This is a genomic window from Enterococcus sp. C63, from assembly GCF_040887215.1.
GTDB lineage: Bacteria > Bacillota > Bacilli > Lactobacillales > Enterococcaceae > Enterococcus_B > Enterococcus_B hirae.
The window spans coordinates 164,772-185,957 of record NZ_JBFOFI010000004.1 but is presented as its reverse complement, the minus strand read 5'-3'; the positions used below and the strand labels follow the sequence as shown (position 1 = coordinate 185,957).

The window sequence follows — 21,186 nt, the reverse complement described above, 5'->3', positions numbered from 1 at the left end:
AGATGAAACTCCCAGCTCCCTATGTTTTGATAATTTCATCCTTATTTTTGCTATCAAAAAAATGCTAAGATTAGCAGACAAATATTTAACTATTACCGGGGTTACTTACGAAACCTTCTAGAAGAAAGATACCTTAATCATTGATGCAGTTCTCTCACCTGCTCCGTGTACTTGTAAAAATTGCGGTTCTTCCGTGTTCGATGCGTTTGACAAGTCAATTGTTGTAAAAAATGGTAAGAAGAAAACGATGATCCGTTTTGACCAATACAATCATACGCCCATGGTCATGCGCTTTCTGTTAAAAAATCGTGAAAACATTAATCATTATGAATACAAAGCCTGGCGAAGTTTCCGAGCACCTAAATCCCCACTTCTCATCGAGGCAATGATGATTGATCGCTTGCTTGCTTTTTCCACACCGCTGAAAGAGACATATACTGTTTTTCACGAGTTAACTGATGCATTTCGTCTCAAAGATTCCAACTTGTTTTTCTCCTTATTAAAAGAACTTCCAGAAACGCTGGGTGACCGTTTGCGAAACCTCAAAACCTTCTGTTTTATGAAGAAGGAATTACCAATGCACTGATTTACCCTTACTCTAATGGAAAAAATAGAAGCAAAGAATACCCATATAAAGACAATCAAACGTGTATCTTACGGATTTAAATCATTTGAGAACATGATAATGAGGATCTTTTTGATCAATCAATTAATCAATGTGAAATAACAAAAAAATCTGAGACAGAATGAGATTCATTCTGACCCAGATTTGATTGTGTGTTTTGAAAACCACCTGCTATGCAGGTGGTTCCGGAAAGCTTCCAGCGAGGTATAAAAAAAGCCTCCTAAACTGATAAGATGAAGTAGGTTTCCCGACCACCACATCAAAAAATTTAGGAGGTACCTTTTTATGAAAAAGGCTACAGAAAGTTTATCACACACTGTTTGGAAATGTAAGTATCATATAGTATTCGCTCCGAAATATCGCCGCCAAATCATTTATGGCAAATACAAAGCAAGTATTGGAGAGATTATACGTGAATTATGCGAAAGAAAGGGTGTTGAGATTTTAGAAGCAAATGCTTGTCCAGATCATATACATATGTTAGTCAGTATCCCACCAAAAATAAGTGTCTCTCAATTTTTAGGTTACTTAAAAGGAAAAAGTAGTTTAATGATTTTTGATAGACATGCAGAACTCAAATATCGTTATGGAAATAGAAAGTTTTGGTGTAGAGGATATTTTATGTGAACACAGTAGGACGAAACAAGAAAAAAATCGCAGAATATATTCGTAATCAATTACGAGAAGACCACGTAGCAGATCAGCTTACATTGTTTGAAGAAGTTGATCCGTTTACTGGAGAAAAAAATCGTAAGAAGCACTAAGAGCTTCTTTGAGAAGCAGCGAGTAAATGTGGTGCAAGAGGGAACCGATTCGGTAAGTCTTTTAGACTTAGGCCGGTAAAAGAGGCTTTCAGCCGCAGAACAAACCACCCGTTCACACGGGTGGTTTTGATTTTACACCACTCATCAGTCCTTATTGACAAAGAGCCAATAAAAGCAGGGTATACGTTGGTTTAACAACGTTTATTTGATTATTTAGCTAAAGCATCTTTAGCTTGGTCAGCTACTAAGTGGGTTTCAGAGAGTTTCATAGTATTGAATAAAAGTAAGGTTTATATATACATAGTTTTCACCTGAGTTCACTTGATTTCATAAAATTTCAAGCTACTTTGGGTCAATTTTCGGTCAAAATAAGAAATGTGGGGCGCTGAAAAATGTTTATCTCAAAACTGGATCACAATATACATACTAAAATTTTGAAACATAGTTTTTTTGTATAGATACAATTATTTTTAACTCAACCTTTAAAACCACTGATTCTATAATTTATGGGCTGAGCAATAAATACTTTATTTAACTCTTCATCGAAATCTCTTCCAGAAAGACTTTTTTTAAATGGAATTAATTCATAATATTTGGGCTTTTTCTTCTCCAAATTGAAAACCCTTCCTATTCTATACTGTTTACCAAGTTTCATCCCAGTCATTAATTCATTTCTTGAGATATAAAAGGGGACATTTGGTTTCTCAGATAGTGAACTTTTCACTTCGATGTAAACCTTTGATGGACTATCAGTATTCAACGAATCTATATCCCAAGCTACAATATCGTATCCTTTTCCGTGTGTCTTTCCGGTATATTCCATTCCGTCAATGAATCGCTGAGCTTCCTCCGTATCTCCAAGCTTATCAATAATCTTTTTAGCATAGTACTCTAAGATGAGTTCTTCACCGATATCGCCATAATGTTTTTGCTCTATGCGCCTTATTTCAAGATCATCATCTGAAATTATTCTAGATGAAGTTTCTGCTACTAATTCTGAGGTAAGAGATTTGTTTCCCAACCCTTGCTTTACTTCAACAACTTCATCATAATCAATAACATTAGGGTGTTCTTTTTTTAGTTCAATCAGCCATTTAGGTATTTCTTTGTTTACCCCAATATCTAACACTTGTACTTCTCTTTCTATCAATGAATCATTTGCTCGTTCCAATAAATCAGCAACTATGGAATGTTCCATATCTCCGAACATCCTTAGTTCACTTATCGCAGCATTTGTTGAAGTGTTTATATAAAAACCTTTATGAGGAGCAGTCAATCCGTAATAATGCAAAATATTCATTGCATGGAAACCTTTTTTAGTTATGTTCAACACTTCAGTTTCCAATGCCCTATGAGGTTTTCCGTCAAGTAAATATCCTGAGACAACATGGGCACGCTGTACAAATGTAAATTTATTAGCCTCTTTTACTATCCTATTTCCGTTGTAACTATCCTTAAAATCTAATTTTGGAAATGTCATTGATATTTCCTCCACTAAAGAATCCCAAATTGGGTTCTTCTAGACTTCCAATCAGTACACTTCTATCCAAAAAAACATTCATTTTCTCACAACTAGTTTCTGAAATAAGAGAACATGCATGGCAGGCTGCACCGTTTAGCGAATCTCTCCCTTGAGATTCACTTTCAATACACACCGGATCAAAGCTACACCATTGGGCTTTTTCTAACGCAGCATTTAATAGATCAAAGAATTTTTCTGGAACTCCTTGTTTAACAAGCCCTCCCAATGTTCCTTCCGAGTCTGAACTTGATGTATAAATCAATACTCCATACATTTCTTTTCCAACTTCATTTGAATAGTATATTCTTTCCTTTAATGAGGATGAAGAATACCCACTACACATACTTAATTCTTTAATAAAAAGGTGAGACAGTGTATGAATAAGATAGTAATCTGGACGAATGTAACTTTCTTCATCTGGGAATCTTACATTACTCATTTTTTTATAGATTTTATTCGAAATTACTGAATCTTTAATTTTATATCTCCATTTTTCAATTTCTTCACTATTCAAAGAAAAGAATATTCCCTCTCCTAATGAACGCATGCCAACATAATAATTATCTTTTCTACGCAGTGATACTTCCTGTGACTCTCCTAAAGTCTCCTCACCTTCTAAAGCCTGTTCTTTCATTAATTCAGAATCTGTAGTCTGTATCCTGCTATAGCTTCGAAGTGCACTAACCACCTCGAGTTGATGCACCAAAGTTATCCCGTTCAATAATTCACTGTAAATGTGACCAGAAATTTCCTCTGAATTGAAAATCTTCATTCGGAACCTCTCTGAATCCTCATCATATTTTTCTTTTCCAGAAAGAACTTCAAACTCGGCTCTCCTATAATCCATTACAGTATCCGGATAATCCTCACTTATCTCATTAAAGAACTTAACTGAAATTAAATTTTTAACTTCATCAAAATCATATTCAATTTTTTCCGCTAATCGTGTAATCATTTTATTTACTAACTCATCTTTTGCAAGCTTTTCAATTCCTTTTTCTCGCGTGACTCCTCTAAGCTCGGATTCCAAAACGCTATAGTACTCGTTGCTCTGGATTAATTCGATTAATTTATTTTCTTTGAACGGTATATTAACTGAACTTGAGATATTAGGGAAAAAGAAATTATTAGCATTTCTAAGAAGTACATGAACCTTCTCGTCACATTTAACTCTATTCTCCTCTTTTTTCCAAATGTATTCACCCTTACAAGCAATTCCTAATTTCTCTAATTGTCGTGGAAATCTCTTTTCATCAAAAACCCCGGCTAAATTTCGGCTCTTATTACATCTTTTACAAGAAACTATTAAGTCTGAAATAGAGCCTGATTGTGCTGTGCTTCCCAACGTAATTTCATGATCCTTATAGCTATCATAGGCCATCCCCTCATGAACCCATTCTAACCAAGGAAAATCTTGTGCATGCCCATTGCAACAGGCGCAGATAATCCGGACAGGAACAAGCTCGGTTCTCCTTTTACGAACATCAATTGGCTTCTGATTAAAAGCTTTGACTAAACTCGGTATCCCCTTTGCCTCAACCAATTGACGCCATGAGTCAATTTTCCTCAAACTTCTATCTTCTGGAGAAAAATACCACTGCGGGAATCTTTTTCCTACAATATCATCTTCTTCCTTAAATGGCGGCTCAATGAAACCTTCAGCATCCATAGCTTTTTCTAATCGAATATCATGGACTTTCTCGCATCTGTTCGTATTCCAATACTCCGAATCTGCAATCATGACAGATTGATTATTTATATCCATTAAGGCCCCTATACCAAATGGCGTTAAAAGTTGAGATCTTCTAACATTAAATTCTGGTTTATCTTTCTGTTTGTACACCATAATATCTCCCTAATCTATTATTCTCAGATAAGCTGTATCTTCCACATTCCTCATTGTCCCCATGACTTTAGTAGCTTCCTTATGTGTGCTTTTATCTTCAAATGATCTAAGCAACAATTTCCCTTGGAATTCTTCTGCCTTACTTTTATATAAATAATATTTGAATAGTTCCGCAGTTTCTTCTATCTCTTCAGCAATATTGCACCATTTATCACCAAAATTACTAATTATTCTTCTTGCATCTTCCCTATACAGCTTATGTCTGTCTTCACTGGCCTTGACACGTTCCATAAGATAATCATTTACTTTTTCGAGTGCATCTTCAAATTCCAAAATGTTTTTTGCAGAATTATCGTCAGCTAATGAACCTATCGTATTCCTAAGCATTGCAACAATGACCCCGGCAGCGGCTTTTTCCAGAGCGGGTACCGAAAAGGGAGTTACACTACTCGATTCGACAAATTTATATAAACTTTCATGATACGATTGAAATGTTTCATAATGAGATCTATCCCGGCTTCGAGAAGAATTATACAATGTACATACCAACCCTAAAGATTGTCTTCCTACTCGACTGGTGGCTTGAATATATTCTGAAGTAAGTTTCGGTTGACCAACTACAAACATCGCATTTAAACGATCAATATCTACACCTACAGATAGCATATTCGTTGCAATTAACGTATCCACAGCTTTTGAGTATCTTTCTGCACCCTTACATTCATCTGTAATTCTATTGTGTGGAATGTCTAATTTCTTTAAAATTGTAGGTATTTCTATACCAGGTACACGCGAAGTCAACTCCACGCTTGTATCGTCATTCATGAAACGTTTATTAGTATTATTTCGTCTGTATAATTGATTGATCTGTTCCTTTACATCATCCTTAATCAATCCTGAAGCTTTTCCGAGTTCTCGAATACTGTTAAAGTACCCAGCCACTGTCCAATACAACTCTTCTTCATCAATACTTAGGCCTAATTCTCTTATTGTTTGTAACATTGAAGACAGGAGCCGTATTTCCGCTGTTACTTGTGATTTCCCTGTCGGCATAATTCCAAGGTATTTTCTTCCATAAGCCTGCGTATCTTCTTTTACAAAGAAGTTATCTGTTATATTTATTCCATTAGGTGGAAATTGGGAGACTTTTCTGTCAAAAATTCCTTTTACCTGATCGTCAGCATTTCTGATTGTTGCAGTCGAAGCTATATATTTTGGAGCAATACTTCCATTTGCATTTTTGAAAATATAATCAAACCCAGCTTCATAAAGTCCAACAATGCTACCAAGCGGTCCAGAAATCAAATGTAACTCGTCTTGAATAATTAGTTCAGGACGTCGATATTTTTCTGGATTATCCGAACCAAATAAGTTTGCTGTTTCTTCTTTTAAAGGAACTTGGGCGAACTTATCAACAGTACCAAAAAGTAATGTAGGTCTCTTTTTGTAGATTAATTCATCCACTACATAAATCGGTAATCCCTTAGAAAATTCACATTCCTTGTTCAAACATTTCATATTGAAATCATTTTTCTTTTCAATCTCATAGTATCCCCATCTTCTTTTGCTCTGAAAGTTTTTATCATCAGGAATAATACTATGTTGTTCATGACACCAAGGGCATTCCAAAACCTGAAATGTATTTTTTTTCTTCGCAGATTCAAGATTCTTTTGTTCAACCATATCTTTAAAATCTGCCTTAGCGTCCTTTAATTTATTTTGAGTTCCTTCACCTATCCAAAGGCCAATGCTAATTTCTGCTTCTCCTAGATCACCTTCTTTTCTTCTAATGAACTCTAACGCACAAATTAATTGAGACGCCCTATCAAATTGTTGAGCTGTTAAAAGACGTAAAGTATACCTCATAATTACTGTCACACCTGAGGAATTTTGATATTTCAATCTTCTATAAACTACAACGGCCGCGATAGCAAAAAGGTATGCTTCCGTTTTCCCACCACCTGTACTAACCCAAATTAAATCCAATAGCTCGCGATCAGAACTTTCTTCATTCAATATAGACTCTAATGAGTTTAATACAAACGCCAATTGAAATGGTCTCCATCTAAAGTTTGCAAGTTGATAATTTTTCGAATTATATGCCTCTTCTTTTTCAACTGAGTTTTTTAGTCTCTGTAAGAGCATTGCCTCATTAGCTTTATTAAAAGCCATAAAAGCATCTTTATCTTTTGAGAGGAATTCTATTGTTTTCTTCATACGATGACTACAATTTTTACACTTCTCAATGTTTTCCTTTGAAAGTTCTACATATTCAGGAATTAATGTTTTAGAATCTTTCGTAATTGAATCAATCCATCTATCATATTCCTTAACAAACTGATTTAGTTTTTCTAACTGTGTCTCATAATTATTTCCAATATAACTTTCTGCGCTCAAAACATCTGGCGAAATCCCCTCAATATCAAAAGACATTGGACGCAATTCATAGCTCGGAATATATGACGTTTTTATTTCGGATACTTTTCCATGCTCTTCTTTCCAAATTGCGGATACACCTCTTCCAAAGGCATACGTCTTTTTATCTCTATATAAGAAAAAGTTCATAGCGTCTTCCGAATTTAACTTAGACAAATCTGGAAGTTTTACATCTTCAGAAGCTTTAAACTCAACATTTTCTTGAGCTTTTATAGCGATTTCTGTTTGAAAAAGATGATTCTCTGAAACATTTTTTAAAACTATAGTTACTGCTGTCACAGTATCCTCTTTTGCCAAACTGATTTTTTGTACTTTCGAAAATACTTGAAATGTTTTTTCTTCATCAACTAATAATCTTTGAGTAGAAATACCTTCTTTTGAAGAGTCCAATTTCACTTCAAAGAAAACTGGAACGCGTTCAAAACAGCTCTTATTTTTATAATTTATATTTTTAATCTTTTTTAGTAAAAATAGTATCTCCGAATCTTTAGCTTTATCATCTGGTTTTAGTTCATTTAAAAAATCAGATATAGTCTCATCTCTATCCTCGAAGCTATCTTCATATTTAATTTTTGAATTTTCTAGGTCAAACTTAAAAAGCTTTTCGATATTCATTACTTTTGAGAGGTCGATTTTTCCTTGTAACTCTTCCAGAACCTCTTTATTCGTTTGAATAAATGGATTCTTTATTTTTTTATAATATGAGCTATGAATTTCAATATCTAAATCCTTTTTACTACTTTTACAATAGAATGTGATACCTAAAGAAGACGGAAGGAAACTGTTATCAATTTCGGCGGATTCTTCTTCTTTATCTAAAAACTCTTGAGCTTCAAGAGTTGTTTCAATATCCTCAGCTGACGCTTCTTTTAATTCTCTAAGAGGATATAGAATACCTGTAATATATCTCGTTTGAGGTTTTTCAGAAATTATTTCATGTTCAATATCCTGATTAATTCTTTCTGAACCCGGTCCTAATAATAATTGCGAAATAGCATTAGAATACTTTTCCCTTACACTATTTTGTTGTTTCTTATCCGTAATTTTCACCATTAGCTTTTTCCTCCCAAAAACTTATTAGTCAGGTATCTTGGTACGTCTTCTATATCTATATCTTCAACTAAAATTACTTTATCCACCGAATAAGATTTTATTGAGCTATCTTTAATTATTTCATTTAGTTCTCTGCCATCAATCGAGTCCATAAGTCTATCTCTTTCATAATTCAAATTTTTCTTTACTTTTGCGCTTGCACTATAAAACTTATCCGGCTCATTTGTTAATTCAGGATTTTTCGTAAGTAATCCAATATAATGAATAAAACTAGAATCTCTAGGAAGAATCGGCATTTTATCAATTGAAGACCATGATCCATAAAAAGTTACTGTCTTATTTGCCGCACCTAGTTCTTCCATGTTTTCTTTGAATTGAGTTGGAGTAATGGATCTTTTTTCAATATATTCAAGCAAAATCATTTTCCAAAAATAGTCAAGGCTTAAATTTTCATCAAGTTTATTATCAGTAAAATTTCCATTTGTAAAGTTATACTTTTTGAATTGTTCTCTATAAAAAGCATCGGAATAAGGGACCTCAAATTCAACAATATCTTGCCCAATTTGTATCTTATTTACATCCATTTTCCTACAAAAGTTTTCTTGTAAAATAAAGACTTTTCCAAACTCCGTTCCAAATATATTTTTTCCTGACTCTAAATCTATTCCACAAACAACATTAACAAGTTGTTTTTCACTTTCAGTCTCAATTCCCGAAGTAGTGTTGATCAAACTATTTATCAAACTTAAATATTCTTTTTGTGGATCATCTTCTTTATCTAGTTCATCATATAGTGCTTTGTCATCGCTGTTATTATTTTCCTGTGTTACTCTCTCCATTTTTTCAAAATATTTGTTAATCGCTTTTAAATAAGCTGAATCTCTATCAGAATAGCTATTATCCAAAGTATATAAATGTTGAATTATTCTTTTATCTCTTTTTAAGGAGTACGTAAGGTAACTCTTTTGCAAATCCGGAAAAACAACAAAAATCTTATTTGTTAGATAGCTCGACAACCATTTTTTTCTATCTCTTGCATACGGGGAAAGCAAGATGACACTATCAAATGTTCCATAAAGGTCTTCATATATCTTTTCACTGTACGGCAGAACAGTTATCTTATCATCATTCGAATATACTTCTTTTGTTTCCTCAACCATTTCATCCATTACAACAAGTGCACATTTATCTTCACTTCTTATAGATTCAATTATTTTTTTGTTTTGAAAACCAAATCTATTACAATAGATATTATACAAAATACCGGAAATTTTTTCGGTCTCTTCCAAATTTAATTTTTCCATATATTCTGATACGATTATCATTTGTTGCTCAAGGGTACGGGAATGCCCAATTATTTGACTGTAATTCATCTTTAAAAATCTTTTCAATAGTTTATCCAGATATTTTAATCTAGGAATTTCACGAATATTTTCTAAGTACTCATTGAGTTCTGTTATCGCATTATCAAACTCTTCATTACTTGATACGAATTCAAATGAAATTTCCATTTTGCTAAATTCTTCAAATTCAAGCCAGCAAAATTCTTTTTCCATTTTCTTCAAAAATTTAAATTTTGATTCATCCATAACCGATGGAACACTAGAAAATACAGTCAATGGAATGCCGAAATCATCGCACGCATCTTCAAGAGTTAATAAATTTGAAAATTGGCCATTCGAAAACCATTTATCCCCAATAACATATACTCGTTTTTCTGATATATTTCCCTCGTTTTCATCTAAGTACTCTGTGACAGCTTTCATATTTGATGAAAAAATTACCATAGGCTTTTCTGTACTATTAGAATGCGGTACTCGTTCAAAAACCAATGATTCTTTTAAATACTTTGCAGCACAAAATTCACCCAAATATGAATATCTATTGTTAATGTTGAACTGTATATTTACTATTTCATCTAATATCTTCTTTTCCAGAATTATTATTACGCTTTCTTCATTTGTCCAACTTATAGAAGAAAGTCCTATTTGCTTTCCAAAGTCTTCTTTAGTACTTTTTACTTTTTTACTTTTTGTATCAGTTACAATGCTAGCTTTATTTTCAATTACACCTCTTTTTAAAATTCGAACATAAGAATCTTTCTTTTTATATATAGGAGCCAATACATAATAACCTTCACTTCTATTGTCACATCCCTCAAAACTATAATAGGCCTTTTCGAACAATAGCTTAGTTCCGACATCCAAATCGTCTATATTAATCTTTTGACCACCTGAGAGATTCTTATAGCTAGTTATCAGACAAATTAGCAAAACCAACTCTTTATAGTAGCTAGAGTTTAAATACTGATATGCATACGAGCCTTCAAAACTTTCATATTCAAAAAAATCAATCAGTACCTGTTTTTTATTTTTTGATATATATCCAAATGGGCTAGTTAATAGTAAAAGTTTCATTACAGCATCCATATTATTTTCTCCCTTAATAAATCTATCATAACAATTATACATCAGTTTATGAGCCTATTTACAACTATTTTCGTTAACTTTTGCTTTTCCACTAGTAGGTTACTTTTAAACCTGGTATAATTGCGCTGAGGTGAAATCATGTTAAACATCATAGATCTGTTTTCTGGTGCGGGAGGATTAACCGAAGGGTTTAGAAAAGACGATTTTAATTTACTTGCTCATGTTGAAATGGATGAGGCTGCAAGTAAAACATTAAAAGTTAGAGACGCTTACTATTATCTAAAAGAAAATGGAAATTTAAATAGATACAACGACTACATCAATAAGAAAATTTCATATGATGAATTTTTAGCTGAAATCCCTACAAGAATTATCGGAAAAGTAATTAATCTTGCAATATCAGAAGATAATTTACCAGAAATTTTCAGACAAATTGATTCTCAACCGAATTCAAATATGGTTCACGGTATCATCGGGGGACCACCATGCCAAGCGTATTCAACGATTGGTCGGGCAAGAAATAAAAAAATCAAAGAATCTGACGAGCGCATCTACTTATATAAATTTTATCTGAGATTTTTGGAAAAATATAACCCTGATTTTTTCGTATTTGAAAACGTAAAAGGACTTTTATCATTTAAAGATTTAGACGGAACTAGTCTTCTCGAAAAAATAAAATACGATTTCTCCAATGTAATTTCTACAGATCATTATCAGATTCAAATAAAATTAGTTAACTGTGCTGATTTCGGCGTTCCACAAGTTAGAGAACGATTAATCATTTTTGGATACAAAACATCAATGACAGATTTTGATTTTTTCAGAACCCTCGATCAATTTCAGGAAAAACCACCAATAATCAAAGAGTTATTTCAAGATTTACCTATATTAAAATCAGGAGAAATCAAAAACACATATTCGAAAGTTCCTCCTTCAGAATATGTTTCAAGAAATTTAAGAAGTAGTAAGATTCCATTGACTCAAAATATCTGCCGTCCCAATAATGAAAACGACTTAAAAATTTATAAGATAGTAGCAAAAGAAAAGAAGAAGAATCGAAACGTTAAATATTCCGATCTTCCCCTTGAATTAATCACACATAAAAAATCAAATATTTTCTTAGATAGATTTAAAGCAATAAATGGTGATGGCTACAGTCACACAGTTGTTGCTCATATAGCAAAAGATGGTCATTACTATATTCATCCTGATGTATCTCAAAATCGTTCAATCACAGTTCGAGAAGCTGCACGAATTCAGACATTTCCAGATGATTTTTATTTTGAAAGCTCTCGAACTTCTGCTTTTAAACAAATAGGAAATGCCGTTCCACCACATTTTTCAAAAATTATTAGCCAAAATATTTTAGAAAATTTGTATTCAATTACAAGGTGAATATTCCAAGACTGTTCACTCTCTAAACAATTCGATTGATTCTTATAAAAGATGTTAACTTGCAGAATATAATCGAATCGAACATGTTACTTACTTTTAGAGCCAAGCTTATCGAGAGCCTGGCTTTTTTGTGTGTATGTTTGCAATGTGTTGAAACAACAGCGATTATACGCTATTCTGTAAATCTTTAATATCGAAAGTTTGCACTGATTTGCAGTAATTTGAAGGTCGATTTAAGCAAATTTAAGCCACTTTTTAGCCATGAAAATTTGGGCTTACGCCCCGATAAACTAGGTGACAAATTATATCGGGAGCGTGATACTAAATGGTTTTTAATTACGATCAAAAAAGACGAGAATATCTAAAAGGCAATTTATCGCACGAAGAATTTTATCTGGAGCTGGCTGATGCAATTGAGTTCGACGACCTTGAAACTCTTGTCCCTGAAATTGCATGCAAATCTCGTGATCCTCATCTAAACGATATACCGCTCAAATTGTGGGATTATAGATTTCCAGCAGTCCGAATGCTACTAAGTCGCGCCATCAATCAAGGTCGTATCATCAAACGATCTAATGGATTATCGGCAGCAGAATCAGTATGTATTTTAAAATCGGTCGCTCGCGAATGCACAGCTTCGCAATTAGTATTATTGGTATCGCGGTATCGATCACCGTGCGCGTATGAGGATGGCTATTGAGCTGTCCTCTTTTTTTACACGCAATTTGCAAACTATTTGATATCACTTTGACAGCAAATTGCTAACCCCTTATTCTCATCCCATCATCTTGTAAACAATCTGCTAACACTTTGTTAACTATCTGCTACCATCCTGACAGCAACACCGCCATCAATTCCCTCGCGCAAAGCATCTTGATAGCATTTTGTTAACACTTTGCTATCTTTCTATCAACAAATTGCTTGCACCTACGTGCAGCCTATCCACTTCTTTTTTTAGAGCAACATAAAAACGTAGCAGGTCCCACCTTCGCTCGCGAAATTATTCTTTTAACTTATCCCGAAAAATCTTGCTCCCTTCGCCCACTAAGTTTTTAACATTGTTATTTTTGCGGTCTTGTCAGACAGCCTCTCACACGCATAAACGCAGCAAATTCGTCTCATACACGCTAACTCCACGAAGCTCATAGACAAGATCGACTAAAAACCACCACCAAGCGCTCGCGCATACAAAAAATAGTGAAAATTTAGGGGGTGAAGCGCCTCCTACCTCACGTCGTTACAGGTTTACAACAGAGAGGAGACCCCCTAGACGCTTCGGGTATCAAAAATCATGATGTGAAAATGCTACTACACCAGCTTTTTCTGGTAGGAGACGCTTCGTGGTAAGAGCATAAGGAGTGTGTATGTCAAAAAATGCTCCGCCGCATTTTTCTCCAGCCAGCAGAGCTGCCCCCACTCCTTACTGCGGAAATCACTCAGCCGTGATATTCCTTGCCCTCATTAGCATTCGGGTGCTCCAGCGACTTTCGCCGCGTTATTTATAAGTGATTTCGCCATCATGTATGGCGCTGTGAAGTGGGTGACAAACGAAAAAGGAGCTGATTACAAATGATCTACTGTATTTTAGCAGAACTACTCAATGATGCTGATCTATCATTTTACATCATGATGTTGATCGTAATTGCGGTGTACAATGTGAGTAAAATAATTCGAGAAAAAATTCATCAACATCGATATGAACGTGAAATCGAAATTGGAGAAAGACAAAAAGCGATCATTACAAAAGAAGAAATGACTCGTTTTGAAAGAGAACAACTAAAAAGGATTGAAATGGAGGATTCTTGGTATGAACGATAATACTATTTGCGAGGAAATTATGACATTGAAGCAAGTCAAAAGAAAACGTAAAAATAAAGATATACCTGAAAAAATCACATCGTCTATCAGCTTAGCACAATGGATGTCTAATTTGATCGGTAATGAAACAAGGGAGCACTTAATTGTTGTTTGTCTGGATACAAAAAATCAGATTAGCAGCTACTCGACGGTCAGCATAGGCTCATTGAATCAATCGATTGCTCATCCGCGCGATGTGTTACAGCGAGCATTGCTATCAAATGCTGCAAGAATCACGATCCTTCACAATCATCGTGAGACACGTTCGTAATTGAAAAGATTACGCGCACTGTCTTAAGTTTAAAGCTTAAAGAGAGTTGTGAACTCTTTGCCTGACAGGTGAAATGATAGAGTAACGCCTTGAAGCGCCTGCTCTAATACTCCGACATGCGTTAATTTTATGTGTTGAAAATTGGCGTGTGAATCTCGCTGAAGTCGGCCGAAAGATACCGTCTGTTGATTAATAAAATAGTGAACTGCAACGAAATCTCTCCAGCGGTGGAGGGTGTATCCGATAGGCCGGGAGTCGTTAAAAACTCGATAAGGTGAGAATGTGATAAAACACTGACGAATTGGCGAATGAAATGTCTATAAGTGGCGAGCACCTAGAAATGGGTTCGGGGCTGACAGTATGTCAGTTGTGTTCCGTGGGCAAGTACCTATGATGGTTTCGAAAGCACCATGCACAGTTACAGGCTGTGGAGAGGACACTAGGCAAGAGCCAGCACCTAAGTTGAGACATTTTGATAAGGCGAAGGGAACGTGGAAAGCTGTCAACGTGGAAAGAGCACACTTTAGGAAACGTTTGAAAGGAAAATCTTTGATATAACTTTCATTTATGGCAGTGAGAGTGGAGGCACGAGCAATGAAGTTTCTGTAATGGAAATGGAGCAACAGCCTCTAGTCGTTGTTTAATTTTATTTCAACTCAGTCATAAACAAGGATTCTCGTATGACTAAAAAGGTCACGAGCCTGTGAAGGGACGTGATAGACCTTGAAAGACAATTTTAAAAAGATACCAAGAATGAAAAACACACGGTTGCGCCATGCAGAATATTATGGCATGGCTGAAATCTTTGATTCACTCTATGAGCGCAGTACAAAAGGAGAAAAATTCACCAATCTAATGAACATTATCATGTCTGAAGACAACATTTTGTTAGCATACCGTAACATCAAAAGAAATAATGGGGGCGCTACTCCCGGTATCGATAAAGTAACCATCAAAGATATCGAAAAATTAGATACGGATGAATTTATCCAAACTGTACACAAGCGTTTCAATCGCTATAATCCGCGTAAAGTTCGTCGCATTGAGATCCCCAAACCGAATGGGAAAACCAGACCATTAGGAATACCATCTATGTGGGATCGAATCGCACAACAATGTATTTTACAAGTCTTGGAACCGATTTGTGAACCGAAATTCTATAAACACAGTTTCGGTTTTCGCCCCAATCGTTCTGCTGAAAATGCCGTTTCAATCTGTGCTCAACGAATCAATCTTTTAAAAATGCAATATGTTGTAGATGTTGATATCAAAGGATTTTTCGATGAAGTCAAACACACGAAATTGATGCGGCAAATTTGGACATTGGGAATTAGAGACAAACAATTACTTGTAATACTGCGAAAAATGTTGAAAGCACCTATTCAAATGCCGAACGGAACAACTGTTTATCCAACGAAAGGTACACCACAAAGCGGAATCTTGTCTCCGCTTTTGGCAAACATCAACCTGAATGAGTTTGATTGGTGGATTGCTGGACAATGGGAAAGCTTTCAATGTCGTGAAATCAACGATTATTACAACAAAGTAACCGGGTTAATGTCACATAGTTACCGCTACAAACACTTACGTAAAACATCCGGTTTGAAAGAAATGTATATCGTTCGCTACGCAGACGATTTCAAAATTTTTGCACGAACAAGAGCGGAAGCAAGTCAGATTTTTATCGCAAGTAGAATGTGGCTGGAAGAACGACTTGCCTTGCCTATTTCAGAGGAAAAATCTAAAATCACAAATTTAAAGAAACACAGTAGTGAATTTTTAGGCTTTAAGCTCAAAATGGAACGAAAAGGCTATACTCGCAACGGCAAAAAGAAATTTGTCTGTCAAAGCCACATTTGTGATAAAGCGAAAAAGCGAATCAAGAAACAACTCAAAGACCAAATTAAAGTGATACAGAAATCAGCAAACGGCTCTGAAATCACCAAGAACATCCAAATATACAACAGCATGGTGGTAGGGATTCACAACTATTATCAAATTGCGACCCAAGTCAATGCCGATTTAATGCCGATCCAGTATCAGCTGACCCAAGTGGAAAAACATCGTTTTAAACACTTAGGTCTAAAGAAAACAGCAAAATACATTACCCGTGATAAAGGAATCAAACCGTACCTTAAATCAAAAATGACAAGGTATGTCAATGACGTACCCATCATTCCGATTGGTTTTATCAAAACGAAAGCGGCATTATCGTTGAAAAATGGTGTTTGTAAATACACCAAAGCTGGAAGAACACTTTTGCACAAACAGCTACATAACGTTAGTGATGCACAATTACAATGGTTACGAAGCCATCCCATCATCAACGAGCGTGCAACAGTGGAATTCAACGATAATCGAATTTCGTTATATGTAGCGCAAAAAGGCAAATGCGCAATTACCGGAAAGGATCTAGTTCTAACCGAAATGCACTGCCACCACAAGATTCCTTGGTCGAAATCTAAAGATGACAGATATTCTAACTTAATCCTTATTTCTGACAGTGTTCATCAGTTGATTCATGCCACAAAGGAATCAACCATCATGGCTTATCTAAAAGAGTTAGACTTGACGAAAAACCAGATGGTTAAGTTAAATAAATTACGGGTAGCGACAGGAAACACATCACTTTCATTCTCTAATCAATTTAAAACTGGACTGAGACAACATGAAATAAGTAAATAACGATGGAACGCCGTGTAAGGTGAAAGCCGTACGTACGGTGTGAAGCGAGGGAAAAGCTGGAGATTATCTCAAAGGCTTACCTATCGCTATCTAGCGGCAATCCTGCACCGTCAAAAAATGACGACGACTTTACAAATCGTATGCAATCAGCCTGCGAAATCATCGGTATCAGTCTTCTTGATCATATCATCGTCACTGATACGAACAGGTATTACTCATAAATCGTTGTTACATCAAATTAAAGTAAGTAAAACACACCAAACACAAGTATAAACATTACAATATAGAAAAATATAATGTAATGGATATAAGTGAAGTAATATTACTAAGATCATCTAATTCTGTGTTTTCTGTGTCCATGGACTTCAAATTGTACTAAATGCTGTTGTATCAATCATTATCACTTTCTTCTTTGCACATATACAAAAATACTTATTGTACTTTTGCACAAAAAAAGAGATACAGTTCCCTGTACCTCTTTTTGTACTCAAGGACGCCATTAACTTGGCTTCAAGTTTTTTATCACCATCATCCAAACATTAAGAAAATCACAGTTCACGGATTTCGACATACTCATGCCTCATTACTCTTTGAGGCAGATGCGGATATGAAACAAGCGCAAGATCGCCTTCGCCATTCCAATATTAAAACACCTATGAATACCTATATCCATGTAACACAAGAAGGAAAAGATGAAACAGCCTCACTCTTTGATGATTTTATGGCTAATGGTAAACATGTGGGTCAAAGTTTGGGTCAAAAGAAAAACCCCACTCAATAAGAGTGGGGTACACGTTGATGCGACAACGTTTATTTGATTATTTAGCTAAAGCATCTTTAGCTTGGTCAGCTAATGCAGTAAATGCTGCTGCATCGTGGACAGCTAAGTCGGCTAACATTTTACGGTTGATGTCGATTTCAGCTAATTTCAAACCGTGCATCAATTTTGAGTAGCTCAAGCCATTCATACGTGCTGCTGCGTTGATACGAGCAATCCACAATTTACGGAAGTCGCGTTTCTTTTGACGACGATCGCGATATGCGTAGTTGTATGAATTCATTACTTGTTCTTTTGCTGTTTTAAATAAAGTGTGTTTTGAACCGTAGTAACCTTTTGCTAATTTTAGCATTCTTTTACGACGTTTACGAGTGACTGTTCCACCTTTAACACGTGCCATGTTTAATTCCTCCTAATAAAAATAAATCTTCAAATTTCGATCTTTTTGTTTTTTTTATTTCATTTTTGCTAGTTGTTGGCGAATACGTTTGAAGTCGCCACTAGAAACCATGCTTGCTTTACGCAATTGACGGCGTTGTTTTTTAGTTTTACCGTGGAAACGGTGACTTGTAAACGCGCGGAAACGTTTTAATCCGCCTTTACCAGTACGTTTGAAACGTTTTGCTGATCCGCGGTGTGTTTTTTGTTTTGGCATGACTATATTTCCTCCTCAAAATCTTTCGTTATCCGACTATCGACTGTCCAACAGTCAGTGAGTCATTCAAATTACTTACTGTCGTTTTTCGGTGCCAGCGTCAAGAACATGCTGCGTCCGTCCATTTTCGCTTTTTGCTCAACTGTCGCAATATCAGCAGTTTCTTCAGCTAAGCGATCCAAGACTTTTTGACCAATTTCTTTGTGGGTAATGGCACGGCCTTTGAAGCGGATAGAAGCTTTCACTTTATCGCCCTTCTCTAAGAACTTACGTGCATTACGAAGTTTTGTATTGAAGTCATTCACGTCAATTGTTGGACTTAAACGAACTTCTTTAACATTGATCACTTTTTGTTTTTTACGCGCCTCGCGGTCTTTCTTTTGTTGCTCGAAACGGTATTTTCCGTAGTCCATGATTCGCGCAACTGGTGGCTTCGCACTTGGGGCAACTAACACAAGATCTAAATTTGCTTGTTCTGCAATTTTCAATGCTTCTGCTTTTGTCTTAACTCCTAATTGCTCACCATCTGAACCGATCAATCGTAACTCACGTGCACGAATGCCGTCGTTAACCATCATATCCTTTGCTATGGTCATTCACCTCCAAATATTATGAGAGAAAGAAAAGCGTACCGAATATTCGGCAATAAAAAAACGAGTTCTCTTCCAGAACCCGCACGTACTTCACCTAATTCAATAGATGAAAACTATCTAGCCCAGTGACTGAATCAACTAAGGCGAGAAGCGGGTGCTTCTGCTTTTATTTCTCAACTTCAATAGTATAGCAAATATAGATTTCTTTGTCAATCTTTTTCACTAGAGACTCTCAAAACATTTCCCTATCATTTATTTGCTTTAGTTGGATACTTGCCTAAACCAAAAACCTCTTTTCACTATCAAAAAACACACTTCAGCAGACACTCAACTTTTTTGGTGACCGTCTTCCTTGAAACTACCGAATCCTACGCCACAATGCGATCAGCATCCAAACTGACAATATCAGACTGATGAATAAGGCGATCCCCCAACCAAAGACAGAATGTGTAAAAGGCAATTGTAGATTCATACCGAAAAACCCTGTCACAATGGTAGGAACGGTCAGAATCAATGACCAGACTGTCAAAAATTTCATCGTGTCATTTAAGTTGTTGTTCAACAAATTATTATACGTTCCCGAAAGTTGATCAAGGATCTGGGAGGCCAAATTGGTCATTTCCACTGCCTGTTTTGCTTCAATCAATGCATCATCCAATTGTTCCTTCTCTTTTTCAGTGAGCTTTCGATAAATCGCTAATGCTTTGATTTGTTCTAATAATACGACATTTTGTTTTGTACCAGTCACTAGATAAACTAAACCAACTTCGAGGTCAGATAAAGCTAGTAAATTGCGGTTCGTAGTTTTTTCTCGCAACTTTTGGTTTAAGCGTTGTCGTTCACTATTCACTTCTTCAATCAACGGGAAGAAGGAATCTGAAATCAGAAAGAGCGTACGAAAAAGTAAACTATATACATTTATCTCGGAATCTCGATCTAAGATTGAACGAATCAGGCGAATCACATATTCTGTATTTTGAGTCGTAAATGTAAATAGACCATTTTCTTTTAGAATAAATGCTACTGGACTTGTTTCATAGTGGTTTTCGATTTTTTGTTGATGAGGAACATTAGTGACCAAAAGTAAAATATCATCAAGAGTATCATATTCCACACGAGCTCGTTCATTTTTATCTAAAGAATAGGTAAGCATCTCATCACTAATGCCATACTCTTCCTTAAGATTTTTGATTCCCATTACATCATCTCTAGGCACATTCAGCCAAAAATTTTGATCAAAATTAAAAAAATGTTTTTCTCTCATACCGTCCCCTTCTTCCTGTGCTGATAGATTCATTAGGTATCTCACGACGATTCTTCTAAGTATTCTTGGCGAATTTACAAATCGTTAGCACTTCTGACCGCTGTCTCGCTTTTAAAAATAAATAAGCCGATGAAAAGCGAAAATAGCTCTCCTATTTTCAATTTCTTCGGCTTAGATATCGAAGTTAGATCCTGTCTTCTTTATACTATCATTTTTTATTGGACTCAAGAAACAAAGACTTCTTGACGAATTTCTGCTAACTTTGCTTCAATCATGTTCAGCACTTCTACTTTTGCTTGGGGATCTTCCACAAAATTGAATCGATCGCCATCAATTTGGATTTTGGGACTTTCATTGTACTCGTCATACCATTGATCATAGCGACGATTCAATTCTTTGTAATAATCATATAAACTTGGATCGAAGGAAAGTTGTTCATATGATCGTCCTCTTTTTTCGATCCGTTCAAGCATCGTATCAAATGAAACACGAATATGAACCAATAAATCCGGATGTTTTTTATGTGCGGCATACGGCAACTCTTCCAGCATATTGGCTAATAGCTCGTCGTATACTCGAACTTCTGTTTCAGTTGCCCGCCCCAAATCAGCATTCAAATGAAAAAGCAAAGAATCTTCATAGATCGAACGATCTAAAACATTGTTGTCTTCTTTCATTGCCTGCTTGATACTTTCAAAACGTTTATTCAAAAAATAGATTTGTAACAAAAACGCATACTGCTCAGGATTGGCATAAAATAAAGGCAATACCTCATTATCCTCGATTGACTCATAAAAAGCTCGACTTCCAAAGTGTTCAGCCATCATTTCTGTTAAACTTGATTTTCCAGCGCCAATGGTACCTGCTAAAACAATCACACTCATTAACCTCCAACTCACTTTATCACTAAATGTTGTGTCTTTTTCCAATTCTTTTTAAATATACCCCCAATATCTGGTGGTGTCAATTAGGAATAACAGGATATTTCCATTCATAAAATTCAATAAAATCTT

Annotated in this window: 16 protein-coding genes, 2 pseudogenes and 1 other annotated feature; of the genes and pseudogenes, 9 read left to right on the top strand and 9 right to left on the bottom strand. The window is 35.4% G+C overall.

Annotation, left to right across the window (positions count from 1 at the left end; all coding sequences use genetic code 11):
• Nucleotides 1-61 precede the first annotated feature (61 nt).
• Both AB3H90_RS08090 and tnpA read left to right on the top strand, forming a co-directional pair.
• Nucleotides 62-727: pseudogene (locus AB3H90_RS08090) on the top strand (transposase).
• Between the two features lie 183 nt (nt 728-910).
• A pseudogene (tnpA, locus tag AB3H90_RS08085) lies at nt 911-1,389 on the top strand (IS200/IS605 family transposase).
• Nucleotides 1,390-1,864: 475 nt separating this feature from the next.
• Here the strand turns inward: tnpA and AB3H90_RS08080 are convergent.
• From AB3H90_RS08080 to AB3H90_RS08065, 4 genes are read right to left on the bottom strand one after another with little or no spacing between them, the layout of a single operon-like run.
• Nucleotides 1,865-2,869, bottom strand: coding sequence for a DUF3883 domain-containing protein (locus tag AB3H90_RS08080; RefSeq protein WP_094940864.1), 1,005 nt, complete (start codon nt 2,867-2,869; stop codon nt 1,865-1,867).
• Nucleotides 2,844-4,754 carry a DrmB family protein gene (gene drmB, locus AB3H90_RS08075; protein WP_368016522.1) on the bottom strand — a complete coding sequence of 637 codons (1,911 nt, stop codon included), beginning with the start codon at nt 4,752-4,754 and terminating at the stop codon, nt 2,844-2,846. The genes AB3H90_RS08080 and drmB overlap by 26 nt, the downstream gene beginning before the upstream one ends.
• A gap of 12 nt (nt 4,755-4,766) precedes the next feature.
• Nucleotides 4,767-8,246, bottom strand: coding sequence for a helicase-related protein (locus AB3H90_RS08070; RefSeq protein ID WP_094940866.1), 3,480 nt, complete (start codon nt 8,244-8,246; stop codon nt 4,767-4,769).
• Complete coding sequence (locus tag AB3H90_RS08065; protein ID WP_094940867.1) at nt 8,246-10,675, bottom strand: hypothetical protein; 2,430 nt, start codon at nt 10,673-10,675, stop codon at nt 8,246-8,248. Before AB3H90_RS08065 ends, AB3H90_RS08070 begins: the two co-directional genes overlap by 1 nt.
• Before the next feature lie 138 nt (nt 10,676-10,813).
• Between AB3H90_RS08065 and AB3H90_RS08060 the strand changes: the two genes are divergently transcribed.
• From AB3H90_RS08060 to AB3H90_RS08030, 7 genes are all read left to right on the top strand, one after another.
• Complete coding sequence (locus AB3H90_RS08060; protein ID WP_094940868.1) at nt 10,814-12,070, top strand: DNA cytosine methyltransferase; 1,257 nt, start codon at nt 10,814-10,816, stop codon at nt 12,068-12,070.
• A gap of 325 nt (nt 12,071-12,395) precedes the next feature.
• Complete coding sequence (locus AB3H90_RS08055) at nt 12,396-12,770, top strand: hypothetical protein (RefSeq protein ID WP_094940869.1); 375 nt, start codon at nt 12,396-12,398, stop codon at nt 12,768-12,770.
• A gap of 869 nt (nt 12,771-13,639) precedes the next feature.
• The gene (locus AB3H90_RS08050) at nt 13,640-13,888 is read left to right on the top strand and encodes a hypothetical protein (RefSeq protein ID WP_094940870.1); all 249 of its coding nucleotides are present in this window, start codon (nt 13,640-13,642) and stop codon (nt 13,886-13,888) included.
• The gene (locus AB3H90_RS08045; protein WP_094940871.1) at nt 13,878-14,198 is read left to right on the top strand and encodes a JAB domain-containing protein; all 321 of its coding nucleotides are present in this window, start codon (nt 13,878-13,880) and stop codon (nt 14,196-14,198) included. The genes AB3H90_RS08050 and AB3H90_RS08045 overlap by 11 nt, the downstream gene beginning before the upstream one ends.
• A 753-nt stretch (nt 14,199-14,951) precedes the next feature.
• Nucleotides 14,952-16,883 carry a group II intron reverse transcriptase/maturase gene (gene ltrA / locus AB3H90_RS08040; protein WP_368016547.1) on the top strand — a complete coding sequence of 644 codons (1,932 nt, stop codon included), beginning with the start codon at nt 14,952-14,954 and terminating at the stop codon, nt 16,881-16,883.
• 56 nt (nt 16,884-16,939) lie between these two features.
• Nucleotides 16,940-17,104 (top strand): JAB domain-containing protein, encoded by a 165-nt coding sequence (locus tag AB3H90_RS08035; RefSeq protein ID WP_368016546.1) that lies wholly within the window; start codon nt 16,940-16,942, stop codon nt 17,102-17,104.
• Between the two features lie 158 nt (nt 17,105-17,262).
• A complete protein-coding gene (locus AB3H90_RS08030) occupies nt 17,263-17,664 on the top strand; it encodes a tyrosine-type recombinase/integrase (protein ID WP_368016521.1) in 402 nt (133 codons plus the stop codon).
• 37 nt (nt 17,665-17,701) lie between these two features.
• On the opposite strand, the gene rplT is transcribed toward AB3H90_RS08030, so the two are convergent.
• From rplT to AB3H90_RS08005, 5 genes are all read right to left on the bottom strand, one after another.
• Nucleotides 17,702-18,061, bottom strand: a complete 360-nt coding sequence (gene rplT / locus AB3H90_RS08025; RefSeq protein ID WP_010720283.1) for a 50S ribosomal protein L20 — start codon at nt 18,059-18,061, stop codon at nt 17,702-17,704.
• Nucleotides 18,062-18,115: 54 nt separating this feature from the next.
• Entirely contained in the window at nt 18,116-18,316 is a 201-nt protein-coding gene (gene rpmI / locus AB3H90_RS08020) for a 50S ribosomal protein L35 (RefSeq protein ID WP_002289309.1), read from the bottom strand.
• Between the two features lie 71 nt (nt 18,317-18,387).
• Nucleotides 18,388-18,912 carry a translation initiation factor IF-3 gene (infC, locus tag AB3H90_RS08015; protein WP_010720284.1) on the bottom strand — a complete coding sequence of 175 codons (525 nt, stop codon included), beginning with the start codon at nt 18,910-18,912 and terminating at the stop codon, nt 18,388-18,390.
• A gap of 43 nt (nt 18,913-18,955) precedes the next feature.
• Nucleotides 18,956-19,081 (bottom strand) — a sequence feature (ribosomal protein L20 leader region).
• 186 nt (nt 19,082-19,267) lie between these two features.
• On the bottom strand, nt 19,268-20,173 hold the full coding sequence (locus AB3H90_RS08010) for a magnesium transporter CorA family protein (protein WP_010736889.1): 906 nt from the start codon (nt 20,171-20,173) through the stop codon (nt 19,268-19,270).
• A gap of 224 nt (nt 20,174-20,397) precedes the next feature.
• Nucleotides 20,398-21,057, bottom strand: a complete 660-nt coding sequence (locus tag AB3H90_RS08005; RefSeq protein ID WP_368016520.1) for a deoxynucleoside kinase — start codon at nt 21,055-21,057, stop codon at nt 20,398-20,400.
• Between the last annotated feature and the right edge of the window lie 129 nt (nt 21,058-21,186).